At 68.9% G+C, this 17820-nt stretch carries 10 protein-coding genes, 1 tRNA gene and 2 pseudogenes; 7 read left to right on the top strand and 6 right to left on the bottom strand.

Going from position 1 to position 17820, the window contains the following annotated elements; genetic code table 11:
- Window positions 1–118: 118 nt before the first annotated feature.
- The 3 genes from gltB (at window position 119) to pyk (ending at window position 7660) form a co-directional block, all read left to right on the top strand.
- Window positions 119–4696 carry a glutamate synthase large subunit gene (gene gltB, locus BLQ50_RS13780; RefSeq protein ID WP_093184693.1) on the top strand — a complete coding sequence of 1526 codons (4578 nt, stop codon included), beginning with the start codon at window positions 119–121 and terminating at the stop codon, window positions 4694–4696.
- Entirely contained in the window at window positions 4689–6155 is a 1467-nt protein-coding gene (locus tag BLQ50_RS13775; RefSeq protein ID WP_093184690.1) for a glutamate synthase subunit beta, read from the top strand. The genes gltB and BLQ50_RS13775 overlap by 8 nt, the downstream gene beginning before the upstream one ends.
- 86 nt (window positions 6156–6241) lie before the next feature.
- Entirely contained in the window at window positions 6242–7660 is a 1419-nt protein-coding gene (pyk, locus tag BLQ50_RS13770) for a pyruvate kinase (protein WP_093184688.1), read from the top strand.
- Window positions 7661–7917: 257 nt separating this feature from the next.
- Here pyk and BLQ50_RS13765 read toward each other — a convergent pair whose 3' ends face one another.
- Window positions 7918–8688, bottom strand: coding sequence for a metal-dependent hydrolase (locus tag BLQ50_RS13765; protein WP_093184685.1), 771 nt, complete (start codon window positions 8686–8688; stop codon window positions 7918–7920).
- A 199-nt stretch (window positions 8689–8887) separates the two neighbouring features.
- Complete coding sequence (locus tag BLQ50_RS13760) at window positions 8888–9346, bottom strand: FAD-binding protein (protein WP_093184683.1); 459 nt, start codon at window positions 9344–9346, stop codon at window positions 8888–8890.
- Between the two features lie 50 nt (window positions 9347–9396).
- Between BLQ50_RS13760 and BLQ50_RS13755 the strand changes: the two genes are divergently transcribed.
- Together BLQ50_RS13755 and BLQ50_RS13750 are read left to right on the top strand one after the other, a co-directional pair.
- Window positions 9397–9747 (top strand): hypothetical protein, encoded by a 351-nt coding sequence (locus BLQ50_RS13755; RefSeq protein ID WP_093184680.1) that lies wholly within the window; start codon window positions 9397–9399, stop codon window positions 9745–9747.
- Between the two features lie 261 nt (window positions 9748–10008).
- A pseudogene (locus BLQ50_RS13750) lies at window positions 10009–12374 on the top strand (sulfatase-like hydrolase/transferase).
- Between the two features lie 34 nt (window positions 12375–12408).
- Here the strand turns inward: BLQ50_RS13750 and BLQ50_RS19300 are convergent.
- The 4 genes and pseudogenes from BLQ50_RS19300 to BLQ50_RS13730 all read right to left on the bottom strand — a co-directional run bounded on the left by BLQ50_RS19300 (window position 12409) and on the right by BLQ50_RS13730 (window position 16117).
- Entirely contained in the window at window positions 12409–14472 is a 2064-nt protein-coding gene (locus tag BLQ50_RS19300) for an amidohydrolase (protein ID WP_093184677.1), read from the bottom strand.
- A 222-nt stretch (window positions 14473–14694) separates the two neighbouring features.
- Window positions 14695–15141: pseudogene (locus BLQ50_RS13740) on the bottom strand (tyrosine-type recombinase/integrase); the annotation flags it as partial.
- 27 nt (window positions 15142–15168) lie between these two features.
- Window positions 15169–15966: a tyrosine-type recombinase/integrase gene (locus tag BLQ50_RS13735; protein ID WP_093184671.1), complete on the bottom strand. Its 798-nt coding sequence runs from the start codon at window positions 15964–15966 to the stop codon at window positions 15169–15171.
- 77 nt (window positions 15967–16043) lie between these two features.
- Window positions 16044–16117: transfer RNA gene (locus tag BLQ50_RS13730), tRNA-Leu, on the bottom strand.
- A gap of 100 nt (window positions 16118–16217) precedes the next feature.
- Between BLQ50_RS13730 and BLQ50_RS13725 the strand changes: the two genes are divergently transcribed.
- Together BLQ50_RS13725 and BLQ50_RS13720 are read left to right on the top strand one after the other, a co-directional pair.
- Window positions 16218–16910, top strand: a complete 693-nt coding sequence (locus BLQ50_RS13725) for an ANTAR domain-containing response regulator (RefSeq protein WP_093184669.1) — start codon at window positions 16218–16220, stop codon at window positions 16908–16910.
- A gap of 155 nt (window positions 16911–17065) precedes the next feature.
- Window positions 17066–17809: a GNAT family N-acetyltransferase gene (locus BLQ50_RS13720; RefSeq protein ID WP_093184666.1), complete on the top strand. Its 744-nt coding sequence runs from the start codon at window positions 17066–17068 to the stop codon at window positions 17807–17809.
- The last annotated feature ends 11 nt before the right edge of the window (window positions 17810–17820 follow it).

Below are 17820 nucleotides of genomic sequence, written 5' to 3'. Positions count from 1 at the left end.
GAAACGTCGGCGAAACAACTGAACAGTAATGTCATATCGCTTGGGCCGATGGCGTCCCGCAAATCCCCGCAGTTAAGTAAAGCCCGCGTCAAGTGGGCCCTCCGTGAGGACGGTGTTGATGACCACGCCGCTGAAAAGTGCAAGCAGTTCCCCCAGGCCCGACGCACCCGGAGCGCAAGGTCTCTACGACCCGCGCGCCGAGCACGACGCCTGCGGTGTGGCCTTCGTGGCGACGCTGCGTGGGACGCCTGGGCGGGACATCGTCGACGCCGGCCTGACCGCTCTGCTCAACCTGGACCACCGCGGCGCGGTGGGTGCCGAGGAGAACAGCGGCGACGGCGCGGGGATCCTCACCCAGATCCCCGACGCCTTCATCCGCGACGTTGTCGCGGCGGACCTGCCTCCCGTGGGCTCCTACGCGATCGGCATGGCGTTCCTGCCGCAGGACCGCGTGGAGGCCGACGAGGTCGCCCGCGCCGTCGAGGCGATCGCCGCAGAGGAGAAGCTCGAGGTCCTCGCCTGGCGTGACGTCCCGGTGACCGCTGACCTCGTCGGGCCCAGCGCCCGCGCCTCGATGCCGACCTTCCGCCAGGTCGTAGTCGCCGACCCGGCCCGCGAGCTGTCCGGCATCGACCTCGACCGCCGCGCCTTCCGGCTCCGCAAGCGCGCCGAGAACGAGCTGGGGCTCTTCTTCGCCTCGTTGTCCGCGCGCACGCTCACGTACAAGGGCATGCTCACGACGGCTCAGCTCGAGCCGTTCTTCCCGGACCTGTCCGACCCGCGCTACGCGAGCGAGCTCGCGCTGGTCCACTCGCGGTTCTCGACCAACACGTTCCCCTCCTGGCCGCTCGCGCAGCCGTTCCGGATGATTGCCCACAACGGTGAGATCAACACCGTCCGCGGGAACCGGAACTGGATGGCCGCCCGTCAGGGCAAGCTGGCCAGCGACAACCTTGGCGACCTGACGTCCCTGCTGCCGATCTGCTCGGATGGGGCGAGCGACTCCGCGTCCTTCGACGAGGTGCTTGAACTGCTGCACCTGGGCGGGCGTTCGCTCCCGCACGCCGTCCTCATGATGATCCCCGAGGCGTGGGAGAACCACGCCGAGATGTCACCCGAGCGTCGGGCCTTCTACGAGTACCACGCCAACCTCATGGAGGCGTGGGACGGCCCCGCGTGCCTGACCTTCACCGACGGCACGCTCATGGGTGCGGTCCTGGACCGCAACGGGCTGCGCCCGGGCCGGTTCTGGGTGACTCAGGATGGCCTTGTCGTCCTCGCCTCCGAGGCGGGCGTCCTGGACATCGACCCCGCGACCGTCGTGCAGAAGGGCCGTCTCGAGCCCGGCAAGATGTTCCTGGTCGACACGGCCGCCGGGCGCATCGTCTCCGACGACGAGATCAAGTCCCAGCTCGCGGCGCAGCGCCCGTACCAGCAGTGGGTCAAGGAGAACTCGATCGACCTCGACACGCTCCCCGACCGGGAGCACGTCATCCACTCCCCGGCCTCGGTCCAGCGTCGTCAGCGTGCCTTCGGCTACACCGAGGAAGAGGTCAAGATCCTCCTCACCCCGATGGCGAACACCGGCGGCGAGCCGCTCGGTGCGATGGGCACGGACACCCCGATCGCGGTGCTCTCCAACCGCCCCCGGGTGCTCTTCGACTACTTCACGCAGATGTTCGCCCAGGTCACGAACCCGCCCTTGGACGCGATCCGCGAGGAGCTGGTGACCGCGATCGGCGGTGCGATCGGACCCGAGCCGAACCTGCTGTGCGACACCCCGGACCACGCCCGCAAGGTCGTGCTGTCCTTCCCGGTCATCAACAACGACGACCTCGCCAAGATCATCAACATCAACAAGGCACCGTCGCTGTCTGGGGCCTTCTCCGCCATGACCGTCCGCGGCCTGTACCAGGTCAGCGGCGGCGGGGCGAGCCTTCGGTCCCGCCTCGACGAGATCTTCGCCGAGGTCGACGAGGCGATCGACGCCGGCACGAGCTTCATCGTGCTCTCCGACCGCGACTCCTACCAGGACCTCGCCCCGATCCCGTCGTTGCTGCTCACCAGCGCGGTCCACCACCACCTGCTGCGCAAGCACACCCGGACCCAGGTCTCCCTCGTCGTGGAGGCCGGTGACGTCCGCGAGGTGCACCACGTCGCGCTTCTCATCGGCTACGGCGCGGCCGCGGTCAACCCCTACCTCGCCATGGAGACGGTCGAGGACCTCGCCACGAGGAGCTATGTCACGGTGAGCCCCGAGCAGGCCGTGACCAACCTCATCAAGGCCCTCGGCAAGGGCGTGCTCAAGGTCATGTCCAAGATGGGCATCTCGACCATGTCCTCCTACCGTGGCGCGCAGGTCTTCGAGGCCATCGGCCTGTCCCACGAGCTCATCGGCGACTACTTCACCGGCACCACGAGCCGGCTCGGCGGCGTCGGCCTCGACGTCATCGCGGCCGAGGTCGCCGCCCGCCACGCCGAGGCCTACCCGGCGTCGGGCAACTTCCAGGCTCACCAGAGCCTGGCCGTGGGCGGGGAGTACCAGTGGCGCCGGGACGGCGAGGAGCATCTCTTCGACCCGGAGACGGTCTTCCGGCTCCAGCACTCGACCCGCACGCGTCAGATGGACGTCTTCCGCGAGTACACCAAGCGGGTCGACGACCAGACCGAACGGCTGATGACCCTGCGCGGGCTGCTCGAGTTCAAGGAGGGCCTGCGCCCGGCGCTCTCGATCGACGAGGTCGAACCGATCTCGGAGATCGTCAAGCGCTTCAACACCGGTGCCATGTCCTACGGGTCCATCTCCGCCGAGACGCACGAGACGCTCGCCATCGCGATGAACCAGCTCGGCGGACGGTCCAACACGGGCGAGGGTGGGGAAGACCCCGAGCGCCTCTACGACCCGCAGCGCCGCAGCAAGGTCAAGCAGATCGCCTCCGGCCGGTTCGGGGTGACGTCCGAGTACCTGACCAGCGCGGACGACATCCAGATCAAGCTCGCGCAGGGCGCCAAGCCCGGTGAGGGCGGTCAGCTGCCCGGGCACAAGGTCTACCCGTGGGTCGCCAAGACGCGTCACTCGACGCCGGGAGTCGGGCTCATCTCCCCGCCCCCCCACCACGACATCTACTCGATCGAAGACCTTGCCCAACTCATCCACGACGCCAAGAACGCCAACCCGGTGGCGCGGATCCACGTCAAGCTTGTCTCCGAGTTCGGCGTCGGCACGGTTGCCGCGGGGGTGGCCAAGGCGCACGCGGACGTCGTGCTCATCTCCGGGCACGACGGCGGCACGGGCGCGAGCCCGTTGACCTCCCTCAAGCACGCGGGGACCCCGTGGGAGATCGGCCTGGCCGAGACCCAGCAGACCCTTGTGCTCAACAACCTGCGCGACCGCATCGTCGTGCAGGTCGACGGTCAGATGAAGACCGGCCGCGACGTCATCATCGGCGCCCTGCTGGGAGCCGAGGAGTTCGGCTTCGCGACGGCTCCGATGGTCGTCTCCGGCTGCATCATGATGCGCGTGTGCCACCTGGACACATGTCCGGTCGGCGTGGCCACCCAGAATCCGGAGCTGCGCGCGCGCTTCACAGGCAAGCCCGAGTTCGTCGTGAACTTCTTCGAGTTCATCGCCCAGGAGGTTCGCGAGCACCTCGCGGCACTCGGGTACCGGTCGATCGAAGAGGCCGTCGGCCAGGTGCAGACACTCGATGCGCGTCGGGCGATCGACCACTGGAAGGCACAGGGGCTCGACCTCGCTCCCGTGCTCGTGGTGCCCCAGCCTGTCCCGGGTTCGTCGTTGCGCAACACCACGACCCAGGACCACGGGCTCGCCCGGGCCCTGGACAACCAGCTCATCGCCCTCGCAGCGGAGGCGCTCGAGACCGGCGCCCCGGTCGAGATCGCGCTGCCCATCCGCAACGTCAACCGCACCGTCGGGACCATGCTCGGTCACGAGGTGACCAAGCGGTACCGCGGTGCGGGCCTGCCCGACAACACCATCGACGTCACGCTGACCGGCTCGGCCGGCCAGTCCCTCGGGGCGTTCCTGCCGCGCGGGATCACGCTCCGGCTGTTCGGTGACGCCAACGACTACGTCGGCAAGGGACTCTCGGGTGGGCGGATCATCGTGCGACCTGATCGCTCAGCGGTCCTGACCGGCACGAACAACGTCATCGCCGGTAACGTCATCGGCTACGGCGCCACGTCAGGAGAGATCTTCCTGCGCGGCTACGTCGGTGAACGCTTCGGCGTGCGCAACTCCGGCGCGACCCTCGTGGTCGAAGGCGTGGGCGACCACGGCTGCGAGTACATGACTGGAGGCACCGTCCTGGTGCTGGGCGCGACCGGCCGCAACTTCGGCGCCGGGATGTCCGGCGGCACCGCCTATGTCCTGGACCTGCGCCGGGAGGCGCTCAACGTCGCGGCGGCCACGAGCGGTGAGCTCACGCTCTCCGGCCTGGACGACGACGACGCGGTTATCGTCGAGGACCTGCTGCGTCGTCACCTCGCCGAGACGCACTCTCGGGTGGCCGACGTGCTGCTTGCAGACTTCGGGGCCGCCCGCGAGCGGTTCACGAAGATCTTGCCGACGGAGTTTGCACGTATCCGCACGGCGCTCGCCAAGGCGGAGGTCGACGGCGTCGACATCTCCGCGCCGGGTGCCTGGGAAGAGATCTTGGAGGGTTCCCGTGGCTGATCCACGCGGTTTCTTGAAAGCCCGGGAGCGCGAGCTCCCGGCGTACCGCCCCGTCGAGGTGCGGCTGCTGGACTGGCGTGAGGTGCATGACCACCGAGTCGAGGACTCGGCCTTCGTCAAGGTCCAGGCCAGCCGGTGCATGGACTGCGGCATCCCGTTCTGCCACCAGGGCTGCCCGCTGGGCAACCTCATCCCGGACTGGAACGACCTGGTGCGGCGGGACGAGTGGGAGGACGCGATCGAGCGTCTGCACGCCACGAACAACTTCCCCGAGTTCACCGGTCGGGTCTGCCCGGCGCCGTGCGAGTCGAGCTGTGTGCTCGGCATCAACCAGCCCGCGGTGACCATCAAGAACGTCGAGGTCTCGATCATCGACGAGGCCTTCGCACGGGGCTACGTCGTCCCGAAGATCCCTCAGCGTCTGACCGGCAAGACCGTCGCCGTCGTGGGCTCAGGCCCGGCCGGGCTCGCCGCCGCCCAGCAGCTCACCCGGGCCGGCCACACCGTCGCGGTCTACGAGCGCGACGATGCCATCGGCGGCCTGCTGCGCTACGGGATCCCCGACTTCAAGCTCGAGAAGAGCCACATCGACCGCCGTCTGGCGCAGATGAAGGCCGAGGGGACCCGGTTCCGTGCCGGCGTGGAGATCGGCGTCGACCTCACCTGGGAGGAGCTGCGGGCCCGCTTCGACGCAGTGATCGTGGCGACCGGGGCGACGATCCCGCGGGGGCTGCCCATCCCGGGCAACGACCTCGCGGGGGTGCACTTCGCGATGGAGTTCCTGCCGCAGGCGAATGCCGTCGTGGCGGGAAAGGAGGTCCCGGGGCAGATCCTGGCGACCGACAAGCACGTGATCGTCATCGGCGGCGGTGACACCGGCTCGGACTGCATCGGCACCTCGCTGCGCCAGGGTGCGGCGTCGGTCACGACGCTCGCGATCGGCAAGCGGCCGCCCCTGCAGCGCCCGGCCAGCCAGCCGTGGCCGACGGACCCGCTGCTCTTCGAGGTGTCGAGCTCGCACGCCGAGGGCGGGGAGCGTGACTACCTCGCCTCGACCGTGGAGTTCATCGGCAACGCCGAGGGTCAGCTCGTGGCGCTCAAGGTCGCCACGACCGAGTACCTGCCCGACGGCCGGCGCGCGCCGGCCGTCGGGACCGAGCGGATCATCCCGGTCGACCTCGTGCTCATCGCGATGGGATTCACAGGTCCGGAGACCGGCTCGATCGTCGCCCAGGCGGGCTCGGAGGTGACATCACGGGGCCTGCTGGCCCGTCGCGAGGACTTCTCATCCTCCGTCCCGGGGGTCTTTGTCACCGGAGACGCAGGTCGCGGGCAGTCTCTCATCGTGTGGGCCATTGCCGAAGGGAGGGCTACGGCGGCTACGGTAGATGCATACCTGCAGGGCAGCACCGAGCTCCCGGCGCCCGTCACGGCCACGACCGTCGCGTTGCGCCCCTGAGTTCTGTGCCCCGGGCAGAGATGCTTGGGGCACCGCAAGACTTTCGTCCCGACTGCAGTACTTACACAAGCAACTAGGCTGGAGCTATGCGCAGAGCAAAGATCGTATGCACCATCGGACCCGTAACCGCCTCCCTCGAGCAGCTGCAGAACCTGGTCGACGCCGGAATGGACGTCGCCCGGATCAACCGTAGCCACGGGGAGCCCGAAGAGCACGAAGCTGTCTACCACAACGTGCGTGCCGCCGCGAAGGCCGCTGGCCGCTCGGTCGCCGTGCTCGTCGACCTGCAGGGACCCAAGATCCGCCTTGGCCGCTTCCTGAACGACGAGAAGCAGTGGCTCAACGTCGGTGACACGTTCACCATCACGACCGAAGACGTCGTGGGCACCAAGGAGCTCGTCTCCACGACCCACAAGGGCCTGCCGGGCGACGCCCGGGTCGGCGACCCGATCCTCATCGACGACGGCCGCGTCCTCGTTCGCGTGACTGCCGTCGAAGGCCCCCGGGTCATCACCCGCGTCGAGGTCTCCGGGCCGGTCTCCAACAACAAGGGACTCAACCTCCCCGGCGTCGCAGTCTCCGTGCCGGCCATGTCCGACAAGGACGAGGCGGACCTTCGCTGGGCCGTCCGCCTGGGCGCCGACATCATCGCCCTGTCGTTCGTGCGCAGCGCGGCCGACTACGACGACGTGCGTCGCATCATGGAAGAGGAGGGCCGCGTCCTTCCCGTCATCGCCAAGGTCGAGAAGCCGCAGGCTGTCGAGAACCTCGCCGAGATCGTCGACGCATTCGACGGCATCATGGTCGCCCGCGGCGACCTCGGCGTCGAGCTGCCCTTCGAGCAGGTCCCCCTCGTGCAGAAGCGTGCGATCGAGCTTGCTCGTCGCGCCGCCAAGCCGGTCATCGTGGCCACCCAGGTCCTCGAGTCGATGATCACCGCTCCCCGCCCGACCCGCGCCGAGGCCTCGGACTGCGCCAACGCCGTCCTCGACGGCGCGGACGCCGTCATGCTCTCCGGTGAGACGAGCGTCGGTGACTACCCGATCGAGGCCGTGCGCGTTATGGCCCGCATCATCGAGAGCACCGAGGAGCTCGGCCGCGAGCGGATCGCCCCCCTCGGGTCGACGCCGCACACCCGCGGTGGAGCGATCACCCGTGCCGCCGCCGAGATCGGTGAGATCCTCGGCGTCAAGTACCTCGTGACCTTCACCCAGTCGGGTGACTCCGCACGTCGTATGTCCCGCCTGCGGTCGGCCCTGCCGCTGCTCGCGTTCACCCCGCGCAGCGACGTCCGCAGCGTCCTGTCGCTGACCTGGGGCACGCAGTCCTACGAGGTTCCCTCGGTCGACAGCACCGACGCGATGGTCCGCCAGGTCGACTCGACCCTGCAGGCCAACGGCCTCGCCGAGATCGGTGACCTCGTGGTTGTCGTTTCCGGCGCACCGGTCGGCGTCTCCGGCACGACCAACTCGATCCTCGTGCACCGCATCGGCGACGAGGTCTGAGGACCGACGCTGGTCGCCTGACCAGCCGGTGATCCTGCCCGACGACGAAGCCCTCGCCTCCTACAGGAGGCGAGGGCTTCGTCGTCGGGCACCCGCACGCGCACCGCTCCCACACCGCCCGGCTTCGGGCCGGTGCCTGCCGAGCGCACCCTCTGCTGAGTGCGGTCATATAGCTGCCAGATACCCGATTTGGGCAGCCATTCGCCCGCACTCAGCGGGTGGGGCGGGGGAGAGGGCGGGGGAAGGGCCGGACGGGGTCAGGTGCCCTGGAGGAGGCCCGCGAGGGCGACCACGGCACCGTAGGTCGCATAGATGGTCAGCGGGACGGCGAGGGCCCACTCGCGGCGCGAGCCGGTGTCCCCCAGCACGGGCAGCGCCACCCGGCCGCTGGCCAGCCAGAGGTCATTGAGCCCCTGCGTCCGGCGCCACCAGCGTGGGGGACGCAGCCGTAGCGGCCACAGCAGGGGGACTCCGCCCGTGGTGAGCAGGTCGCCGGCGATGTGCACGGTCACCCCTAGTCCGACGGCGATCGGCAGCCACTCCCACTCCTGCGGCGCGTACAGGGTGACCAGGACGGAGACGATGACGGCGATGCCCCACGAACGAAGCCAGCTGCCGTCGTTGGTGATCTTGAGTGCCTTCGCGGCGTACGCGACGAGCAGGAGCGAGAGCGCCCCGGCGCCCAGGGCGACCCGGCCGAAGGCCTCCGTCTCCAGAGCGACCATCCCTGCCGCGACGGCGAGGGCGACCGCGACGGGGATGGCGAGCAGTCCGTGCGTGCCGTTTCGGTGGCCTCCACTGATGCCCGCGACGACGCGGGTGACGACCTTGGACAGCGGCGGCAGGGAGTTGGAGATGGTCCCGCTGTGGTGGTCGGCGTCGGGCAGCAGAGCCGCACCGGCGCAGACGATCGACCCGATGAGGAGCCCGGAGTCCGAGACCGGGTAGAGGCCCAGCATGAGGGGACCGGTGCCGGCCACCGCGACCCAGGCGGCCGAGCCGGCGATCGCGTGGTGCGCGCCCATCATGACGGGTGCCCAGATATCGGGTGCCCGGCGGTAGAACGATGGGCGGGGTGTCTGGAGCGCGTGATGATGGCCTCTGTCCGTCGGTGCTACCTGTTCGGACTAGGCTACGTACGCACGTTCGAACAAGTCAATCTGGCGGTGCATCGGGAGCTCCCGATGACCTGTTGGTCACTGGGAGCCCCCGTCGCGGGCGCGGGGACTAGCTGCTCTGGCGGGCCATGTGGCGGCCGGCGCGCATGCCGAACACGGTCGCCGGGCCGATCGTCGAACCCGGGCCGGGGTAGGTGTTGCCCATGACCGAGGCCGAGTTGTTGCCCGCGGCGTAGAGGCCCTCGATGACGGAGCCGTCCTCACGCAGCGCCCGACCGTCCGGGTCGGTCAGCACGCCGCCCTTGGTGCCGAGGTCGCCGACAACAAGCTTGTAGGCGAGGAACGGGCCCTTCTCGATCGTGCCGAGGCAGGCGTTCGGGTGGACCGTAGGGTCGCCGTAGTAGCGGTCGTAGGCGGAGTCGCCCTTGTTGAAGTCCTGGTCCCGCCCGGCCCGCGCGAAGCCGTTGAAGCGCTCGACCGTGGCGCGGAACGTGGCCTGGTCCAGGTCGAGCTTGCGGCCCAGCTCCTCCAGGGTGTCAGCCTTGAAGAGGATGCCCTGCTCCTTCATGGCCTTGTTGGCGCGGGGGTCGAGGGCGAAGGAGCGCAGGTAGCACTTGGGTGGCGGGAGTCGAGGATGAGGACACCGGAGCCTTCGCCCGGCTCTGGCACGCCATCGTCGACCAGACGATCACGGAGGCGGCCTTCGTCGAGATGGTCATCGACGCGCGCCGGAGCCAGTCGGACTACGACGGCGGAATCCGGCTGCGGCGCATGGTCGAGCCTCTGCTCGTGCGCGCCCAGCAGGCCGCCCAGGCCCCGGCGGACCTCACCATGGACGACCTCGTCCTGGTCCAGCGGATGGTCTACGGCGTCGTCGTCACCGCGCACGACGACGCGGAGGCGCGTCGCGCGGCCGAGCGGGTCCTGCAGCTGATCGGTCCGACAGACGGCGACGACGGCGCGTCGTAGACCGTCCCGCCTCCCGTTGCCGCGCGACCGGAGCGGGTGTGTACTGGGATGAATTGCACCTCTCGCAGCCGGCATCCCCGGTTGCCTGCGGCTACCCACCCGCTCGTGTGATGGCCGCCCGCCCTGCCCCGCCGTCAGGCGCACGCGTGGTCGATTACGGACGAGGCCACGAGGGCATGGTTGCCCTGTACAGGGCACAGCCGAAGATGCCAGCCGGAACGACACGGTGCCGCACGGGTGGCCCAGTTCTCGGAGGAACCGATGAGCCCCGACCGTCACGCGCGCAACATGCTGCCCATCCCCGATCGCCCGGTACCGGGTCTGACCACGTATGACGCGAAGGACCCGGACACGTCCTTCCCGCCGATCGAGCCGCTGCTGCCCCCCGAGGGGGCGCCGAACGTCTTGGTGATCCTCCTGGACGATGTGGGCTTCGGCGCGTCGAGCACGTTCGGAGGACCGTGCCAGACGCCGACCGCGGAACGCCTGGCCGGGGGAGGGCTGCGGTTCAACCGCTTCCACACGACCGCGCTGTGCGCACCCACCCGACAGGCGCTGCTCACCGGGCGCAACCACCACTCGGTCGGGATGGGCTCGATCACGGAGACCGCGACGTCGGCGCCGGGCAACAGCTCCCTGCGTCCCAACACCAAGGCCCCGTTGGCCATGACCCTCAAGCTCAACGGCTATTCGACCGCTCAGTTCGGTAAGTGCCACGAGGTGCCAGTCTGGCAGGCGTCCCCGATGGGACCCTTCGACGCCTGGCCGTCGGGCGGCGGGGGCTTCGAGACGTTCTACGGGTTCATCGGCGGTGAGAACAACCAGTGGGACCCAGCGCTCTACGACGGGACGACTCCCGTTGAACCGCCGGCCACCCCAGAGCAGGGATATCACCTGACCGAGGACCTGGCCGACCGGGCGGTCGGCTGGATCCGCCAGCAGAAGGCCCTCATGCCGGACCGCCCGTTCTTCGTCTACTTCGCACCGGGGGCGACCCACGCCCCGCGCCACGTCCCCAAGGAGTGGGCCGACAAGTACAGGGGCCAGTTCGACGACGGCTGGGACGCGCAACGGGAGCAGACGTTCGCGCGGCAGAAGGAGCTCGGCGTCATCCCGGCGGAGGCGCAGCTGACCCCCCGCCACGACGAGATCCCCGCTTGGGACGACATGCCCGCCGAGCTCAGGCCCGTCCTGGCACGCCAGATGGAGGTCTACGCCGGGTTCCTCGAGCACACCGACCACCACGTCGGGAGGCTGATCGACGCCATCGAGGAGATCGGCGCGCTCGACAACACGCTGATCTACTACATCGTCGGCGACAACGGCGCCTCCGCGGAAGGCACCCTCAACGGCGCGTTCAACGAGATGGCCAGCTTCAACGGCATGGCGGCCCTGGAGACTCCTGAGTTCTTGCTCAGCAAGATGGACGAGCTCGGGTCGCCCTCCTCCTACAACCACTACGCCGTCGGCTGGGCCTGGGCGATGGACACTCCTTTCCAGTGGACCAAGCAGGTCGCCTCGCACTGGGGCGGCACCCGCAACGGAACGATCGTCCACTGGCCGGACGGATCCAGGAGAAGGCGGGCCTGCGCTCGCAGTTCACACACGTGATCGACGTGGCACCGACCATCCTCGAAGCGGCGGGTCTGCCCGAGCCGACGATTGTCAACGGCGTGCTGCAGTCGCCAATGGAGGGCACGAGCATGGTCTACGCCTTCAACGACGCCGCCAGCCCCGAGCGCCACGACCTGCAGTACTTCGAGATGTTCGGGAACAGGGGCATCTATCACCGCGGGTGGAGCGCGGTGACGAAGCACCGCACCCCGTGGATCATGGTCGGTGGAGTGATGCCCGCCTTCGACGACGACGTCTGGGAGCTCTACGACGGGAGCGGCGACTACAGCCAGTCCCGGAACCTCGCGTCCCAGAATCCGGAGATGCTGAGCAAGCTGCAGCGCCTCTGGCTGATCGAGGCAGTCAAGTACAACGTCCTCCCGATGGACGACCGCACAGCCGAGCGCATCTCGCCCGAGGCCGCCGGGAGACCCACCCTGATCCGGGGGAGCTCGCAGCTGTTCTTCCCCGGTATGGGGCGCCTGTCGGAGAACAGCGTCGTGAACATCAAGAACAAGTCGTTCTCCGTCACCGCGGAGGTCGCGGTCTCCGGGGCCGGAGCCGACGGGGTCATCATCGCCCAGGGCGGCAGGTTCGGCGGGTGGGCCCTGTATGCGAAGGGCGGCAGGGCGACATTCGTCTACAACGTCCTCGGCATCCAGGAATTCGCCGTCGAGGCCGACCGGGCGATCCCCGAAGGCACCCACCAGGTCCGGATGGAGTTTGCCTACGACGGCGGGGGACTGGCCAAGGGGGGAGACGTCACCCTCTACTACGACGGCGAGGCGGCTGGCGCCGGCAGGGTCGGTGCGACCCAGCCGATGATCTTCTCTGCGGACGAGACCACGGACATCGGCTACGAGTCCGGGACCACGGTCACCTCCGACTACACGGCGGACGGGAGCCGGTTCACGGGAAAGATCCACTGGGTGCAGATTGACCTGGGGCCCGACGACAACGACCATTTCATCGACCCTGAGGAGCGTCTACGCATCGCGATTGCGCGGCAGTGAGGGCGGCTACCCGGCCGCGAAGCGTGTCCGGCGGCTACCCGGCCGGCAGCCAGGTCCGGGCCGCTGTGACCAAGGCCGTCACCCCGATCGTCAGGGTGGGTTCGATGACGGACGCGTAGTGCGGGGAGTGATTGGAGGGGACGGTGAGCAGGGCGGGGTCGCTCATGTCACCGGTGGTGAACGGGGACGGATCGGTGCCGCCGAGGAGCCAGTAGGACAAGGGCGCACCTGCGCTCGTCGCTAGCCCCCCCACGTCCTCGCTGCCGGCTCCGGCGCCCGGATCGAGGATCTTGTCTGCTCCCAGCCAGGCGGCAAAGGCGTCGAGGGTCGCCTTCAGGGCGACCGCGTCGTTGATGACGACGGGGAACCTCTCGATCTGGGTGATCGTCGGTGGCTCCGTGGCGCCCGCCGTCGTGGCCTCGCCACGGACGATGCGATCCACGCCGTCGAGGATGCGCCGTCGGATCCCCTCGTCGTAGCTGCGGATGTTCAGCTGCAGCTCGGCCTCGCCCGGGATGACGTTCGCGGCGTCCCCGGCGTGGATGGAACCGATCGTGAGCACGGTGGTCGCCGTGCTCGGCACCTCCCGGGAGACGATGGTCTGCAGGCGCAGGACGGTCGCGGCCGCCATGACGACCGGATCGACGGACGCCTCGGGCATCGATCCGTGGGCGCCCTTGCCGACAAGACGCACGCGCAGCGAGTCCGACCCCGCGTAGGACGGACCCGCGTGCCCGGCGATCGTGCCCGCGGGCAACGGGGACACATGCTGGCCGAGCACGACATCGGGCTTCGGGAAGCGGTCGAACAGCCCGTCGTCGACCATGGCCTGAGCACCCGCGCCGAGCTCTTCGGCGGGCTGGAAGACGAGCAGCAGGGTGCCGGACCAGGTGGAGGTGTTCGTGGCCAAGATCCCCGCGGCCCCCAGCAGGCAGGTCGTATGAAGGTCGTGACCGCACGCGTGGGCGACCGGCACGACCTTGCCGTGATCGTCGGTCGCGGTGACGGTGCTGGCGTACTCCAGACCGGTGTCTTCCTTGACCGGGAGGGCATCCATGTCGGCGCGGAGGAGGGCGGTCGGGCCAGGACCGTTCTTCAGGACGCCGACGACCCCCGTCCGACCGACACCGGTCGTGACGTCGAAGCCCAGCTCCTCCAGGCGGCGGGCCACAAGGTCGGCGGTGCGGTGCTCCTGGAAGCCGAGCTCCGGATGGCTGTGGAGGTCCTTGTAGAGATCAGCGAGCGTCGGATCGAGTACCAGTTCGTTGTCAGGCATGGGCACGTCACTCCTTAGATCGGAATTTTCAGAGTATTCCGGTCGGGGGTGAAGCGACACTGGGGTGCGGTTGCCACGGTGCGCGGCGTCCGGCATCGATGCCGTGGAGCCTTCGTGTCGTCCATGCGAGGAAAAGGGCGCGCAGCCGGAGATTGCGCGCGTGTAGGTGCCGTCGCGGGTGTGGGCTCCGGGTCCGACCGACTCGTAGAGCCACTTCGCGGTCGTCTGACACGGGACGCCGAGAGACTCCTGCAGGGTGTGGGCGGCGGTGGCGGACGGCGCAAGGCCCAGGACGGGTCCGCCGGTGGTGCGCCATGCCGCAGTCACCGCGGCGAGTGTGGTGGTCTTGCCCGACCCGGCTGGTCCGACGAGGGCGTCGAGCAGGTGGGGTGAGGTCAGGACGGCTTCGGCGGCGAGGCGTTGGTCAGGGGCGAGGGCGTCCAGGGCGACGCGGATCCGCACCGACGGGCTCCGCAGGTCTTCGATCGTGTGGGGGAGGTACACCGGGGTGGTGGTGGCGTCGATGAGGGACTTCTCGGCGGCGAGGAGCTCGGTGGAAGTGAACAGGGATTCCCCGACGCGGCGCCGCTCGGGGTCGCGGGTGTCGTCCAGGTGCACGCACGCCGCGGCGGCCTGCCTGGTGAGGTCGTTGAGCAGGTGCAGGCGCTCCTCGGGGTTGGCCATCCGCAGCGGCCGGGACGCCCGCAGCGCGGCCGCGCCCAGGTTCCACGTCGTCCAGACGGACCGCTTCGTCGAGACGTCCTGGAGGACCTGAGCAACCATCGCGGCGCGGACCTCAGGGCCGACGTCGTGGAAGCGCAAGGGGCGTCCGTAGGTCCCGGCGAGTGCCCGTGCGGGTCAGGTCGATGGTGACCGGCCCAAATGACACGTCGGTGCGCAACCAAGGAAAGTGGTCTGGGCCCGTGGCCAGGAGGCGGCCGCAACTGCCGCCTCCTGGCCACGGGGCTGTGGGCAGACCGTGCCACCGCTCCACACCCTGGAACTCCAGGGTGTGATAGATGGCATGCGCTGTGTAGGTCACGATCAGCCCGTCTGCAGAGTGCGTTCAGTTGATGGAGACGAGGAGCGGGTCTCCATCGATGATCCGGTACGTGACGAAGGCGTCGCTGCTGCTCCGCGTGGCGATGGCCGATGACGCAGTCGCCCCATCGCCGCCGCGGCCACCTCGGCGGCTTGGAGTTGCTGGGCAGGCATCAAGTGGCTGTACCGCGAGTCGGTCGTGGCGTAGGTCTCGTGCCCCAGCCGCCGGGACAGTGTGAACATGTCCATCCCCTCGGCGAGCATCCAGCTCGCGTGGGTGTGGCGCAGGTCGTGGATCCGTGGCCGTTTCATCAGTCGTCGCGCGTCGGGGTCCGGTGAGCCGTCCGCGTCGACCGGGTTCTGCGCCTTGGTGAGAGCAGGTGACCAGTTGGTGGCCCAGAAAGTGTTGTTGCGGATAGGGCGTCCGGCGACGTTGACGAACACGAGTTCCGTCCCGCGCTTGTCCGCGGTGACCTCTCAGAGCATCTCGGCGAGGTCGGGGGACAGGGAGATCGTGCGCCGTGACCGTGCCGACTTCGGCGCCCCGATGAACGGTTGCCGGTTGCCGTCCTGCTTCCAGGCCTTGTTGATGCGGATGGTCGGTGGGTGGGCGTCGAGGGAGAGGTCTTCGACGTGCAGCGCCGTCGCCTCGCCGAACCGCAGGCCGGTTCCGACGAGGGTGATGATGAACGGTCGGTAGTGCTCGAGGAGGTTGTCCAGGATGAGGTCGAGGTCCTCTGGCTCCAGGACGACCATGTCATCACCTGCCCGCTGGGTGCGGGGGAGTCGCACGGCTGCGCAGGGGTTGTCCGTCCGGTAGCCGAGGCGGACGGCGGTGTTCATGGCTGCGGAGAGCAGTCCGTGGATGTTCGCGATCGACTTGTTCGAGAGCCCTTTGGTCTGCAGGTCGCGGATCCACAGCGTCACCTGGTGCCACGTGAGCGCCTTGACCGGCAGAGCGCCGAGGTGGGGGTTGATGTGGTCGCGAGCCCGGTACCGGTACCCGCTGCGGGGGTCTTCGCCGACGCGGTTGAGCAGGTCGATGTGTTCGCGCACTGCGTCCTCGACCGTGGGCCCGCCCTGGCGGATCGCATTGGCGACCTCGATCGCGAGAGTGAGTGGTTGGCCACTGCCGTCGAGCAGCTTGATCGTCTGCTCGGCCTGACGCCGGTCATCGAACGTCATCGACTGCCGGCCGGGCTGGGTGGGGTCGCGCCAAGTGACGCGGTAGGCGACGGTGCCGTCTCCGCGAACGCGTTTCTCGATGCTCGCCATGAGTCCATCGTGCATCTCATGGGGACACATTTGTCCCCACGTGGGGACAAAACTTGTGTTTGCGCAGGTCAGATGGGTGCCCCGGGTGGGATTCGAACCCACACTGGATCGGGTTTGAGCCGAACGCCTCTGCCGGTTGGGCTACCGGGGCTGGTAACACCGCTGAAGTGCTCGACAATGTAACCACACGGACGTGGCAATGTTCACATCGGGTCCCGTTGATGCGCGCTGGGAGATCGTGACCCACTACGATGGCGCATGTGACAGACAACGAATCGACGCCAGGCATCGTTCCCCCTCTTGACCTCCCCCCGCTCCTGGAGCCGGTGGTCGAAGCGCCGGAGGAAGTTCCCGCGGTGCCTGCGCGGCGCGTGCGGCGCGCCGTCGTGGCCGAGGATGAGGCTCTCATCCGGATGGACGTCGTCGAGACGCTCCGCGAGGCAGGCTTCGACGTGGTGGGAGAGGCCGGCGACGGCGAGACCGCCGTGCGGCTCGCCCTCGAGCTCAAGCCCGACGTCGTCGTCATGGACGTCAAGATGCCCGAGCTCGACGGTATCTCCGCGGCCGAGCGGATCGCCAAGGCACACGCCGCCCCGGTCGTGCTGCTCACAGCGTTCTCCCAGGCTGAGCTCGTCGAGCGGGCACGCGACGCCGGGGCGATGGCCTACGTCGTCAAGCCGTTCAGCCCCGCGGACCTGCTTCCCGCGGTCGAGATCGCGATCTCCCGCTACTCCCAGATCACTGCCCTCGAGTCTGAGGTCGCCGACCTCGCGGAGCGCTTCGAGACCCGCAAGCGGGTCGACCGCGCCAAGGGCCTGCTCATGACGAAGATGGGCCTGAGCGAGCCGGAGTCCTTCCGCTGGATCCAGAAGACGTCCATGGACCGTCGCCTGACGATGCGCGAGGTCGCCGACGCCGTGATCGAGCAGGTCGGCGAAGCCTGAGAACAGTCAGTGCATCACACCACCTGATGGTTGACCTGTCGGGCGGATAGGGGCAGTCTTGGGCGAGGCCATGCTTCCGGCGTACCGTCCCGCGCGCCGCCGTGGCCGCTCTGGTGACTACTGACAGGGCGACTATCAACAGATGGAGAGTTCGTATGCGTGCCTTGGTCGATGTACGGCCTGCGGTTGCCTCCGACCTTCCCGTCCTGGCCAGCCTGAGTGTTACCGCTCGCCATGAGGCCGGAACCGGTGTCCAGCTGTGTGTTGGCGACGAGGAACGCCTCGCCCGTCAGCTAGCCACGCTGACCGCACTTCCGGGCGGCCAGATCAAGGTCGCCGCCATCGAGGGCGAGCCGGTCGGCTTCATGCTCATCCGGGTCCTTGAGCCCAACCTCTTCAGCGACGAGACCTCGGTGTACGTCGAGGCGCTCTACGTCTCCCAGGACTTCCGACGCCGCGGCGTCGGCCATGCTCTGCTGACTGAGGCGGGGGAGACGGCGGCCTCCGTCGGCGCCCTCGAGGTGTACTCGGTCCCGCTCCCCGGGTCTCGCGGTGTCCAACGCTTCCTCGCACGCCTCGGCTTCGCCCCGGCGGCCAGCCACCGGGTCGTGTCCACCGCCGTGCTGCTGCGCAAGCTCGCGGCCGAGGGCGCCGGCCGTGGTCAGGGTCGCGGCATCGAAGACCTCATTGCTCGACGACGTCGCGCGCGGACCGAGACCAACAGCGGACCCGTCGACCTGCGCAGCTTCCAGGCGAGCCTGGCCGCCAGCCAGGCTGAGCAAGCCACCGGGCAAGCCATCGCGAAGGCACCGGCGAACGTGGCGGTCCAGGACGACACGCCGACCGGCGGCTGGCACAGCGACCGGCAGCCGACCCGGCGCGAGCACCGAGCAGACTGACAGCAGGCAGG

This window comes from Sanguibacter gelidistatuariae (assembly GCF_900096585.1).
In the GTDB taxonomy this organism is placed as follows: Bacteria; Actinomycetota; Actinomycetes; order Actinomycetales; family Cellulomonadaceae; genus Sanguibacter; species Sanguibacter gelidistatuariae.
Note: the sequence above shows the minus strand (reverse complement) of the source record. Positions and strands in the feature narration are given on the sequence as shown.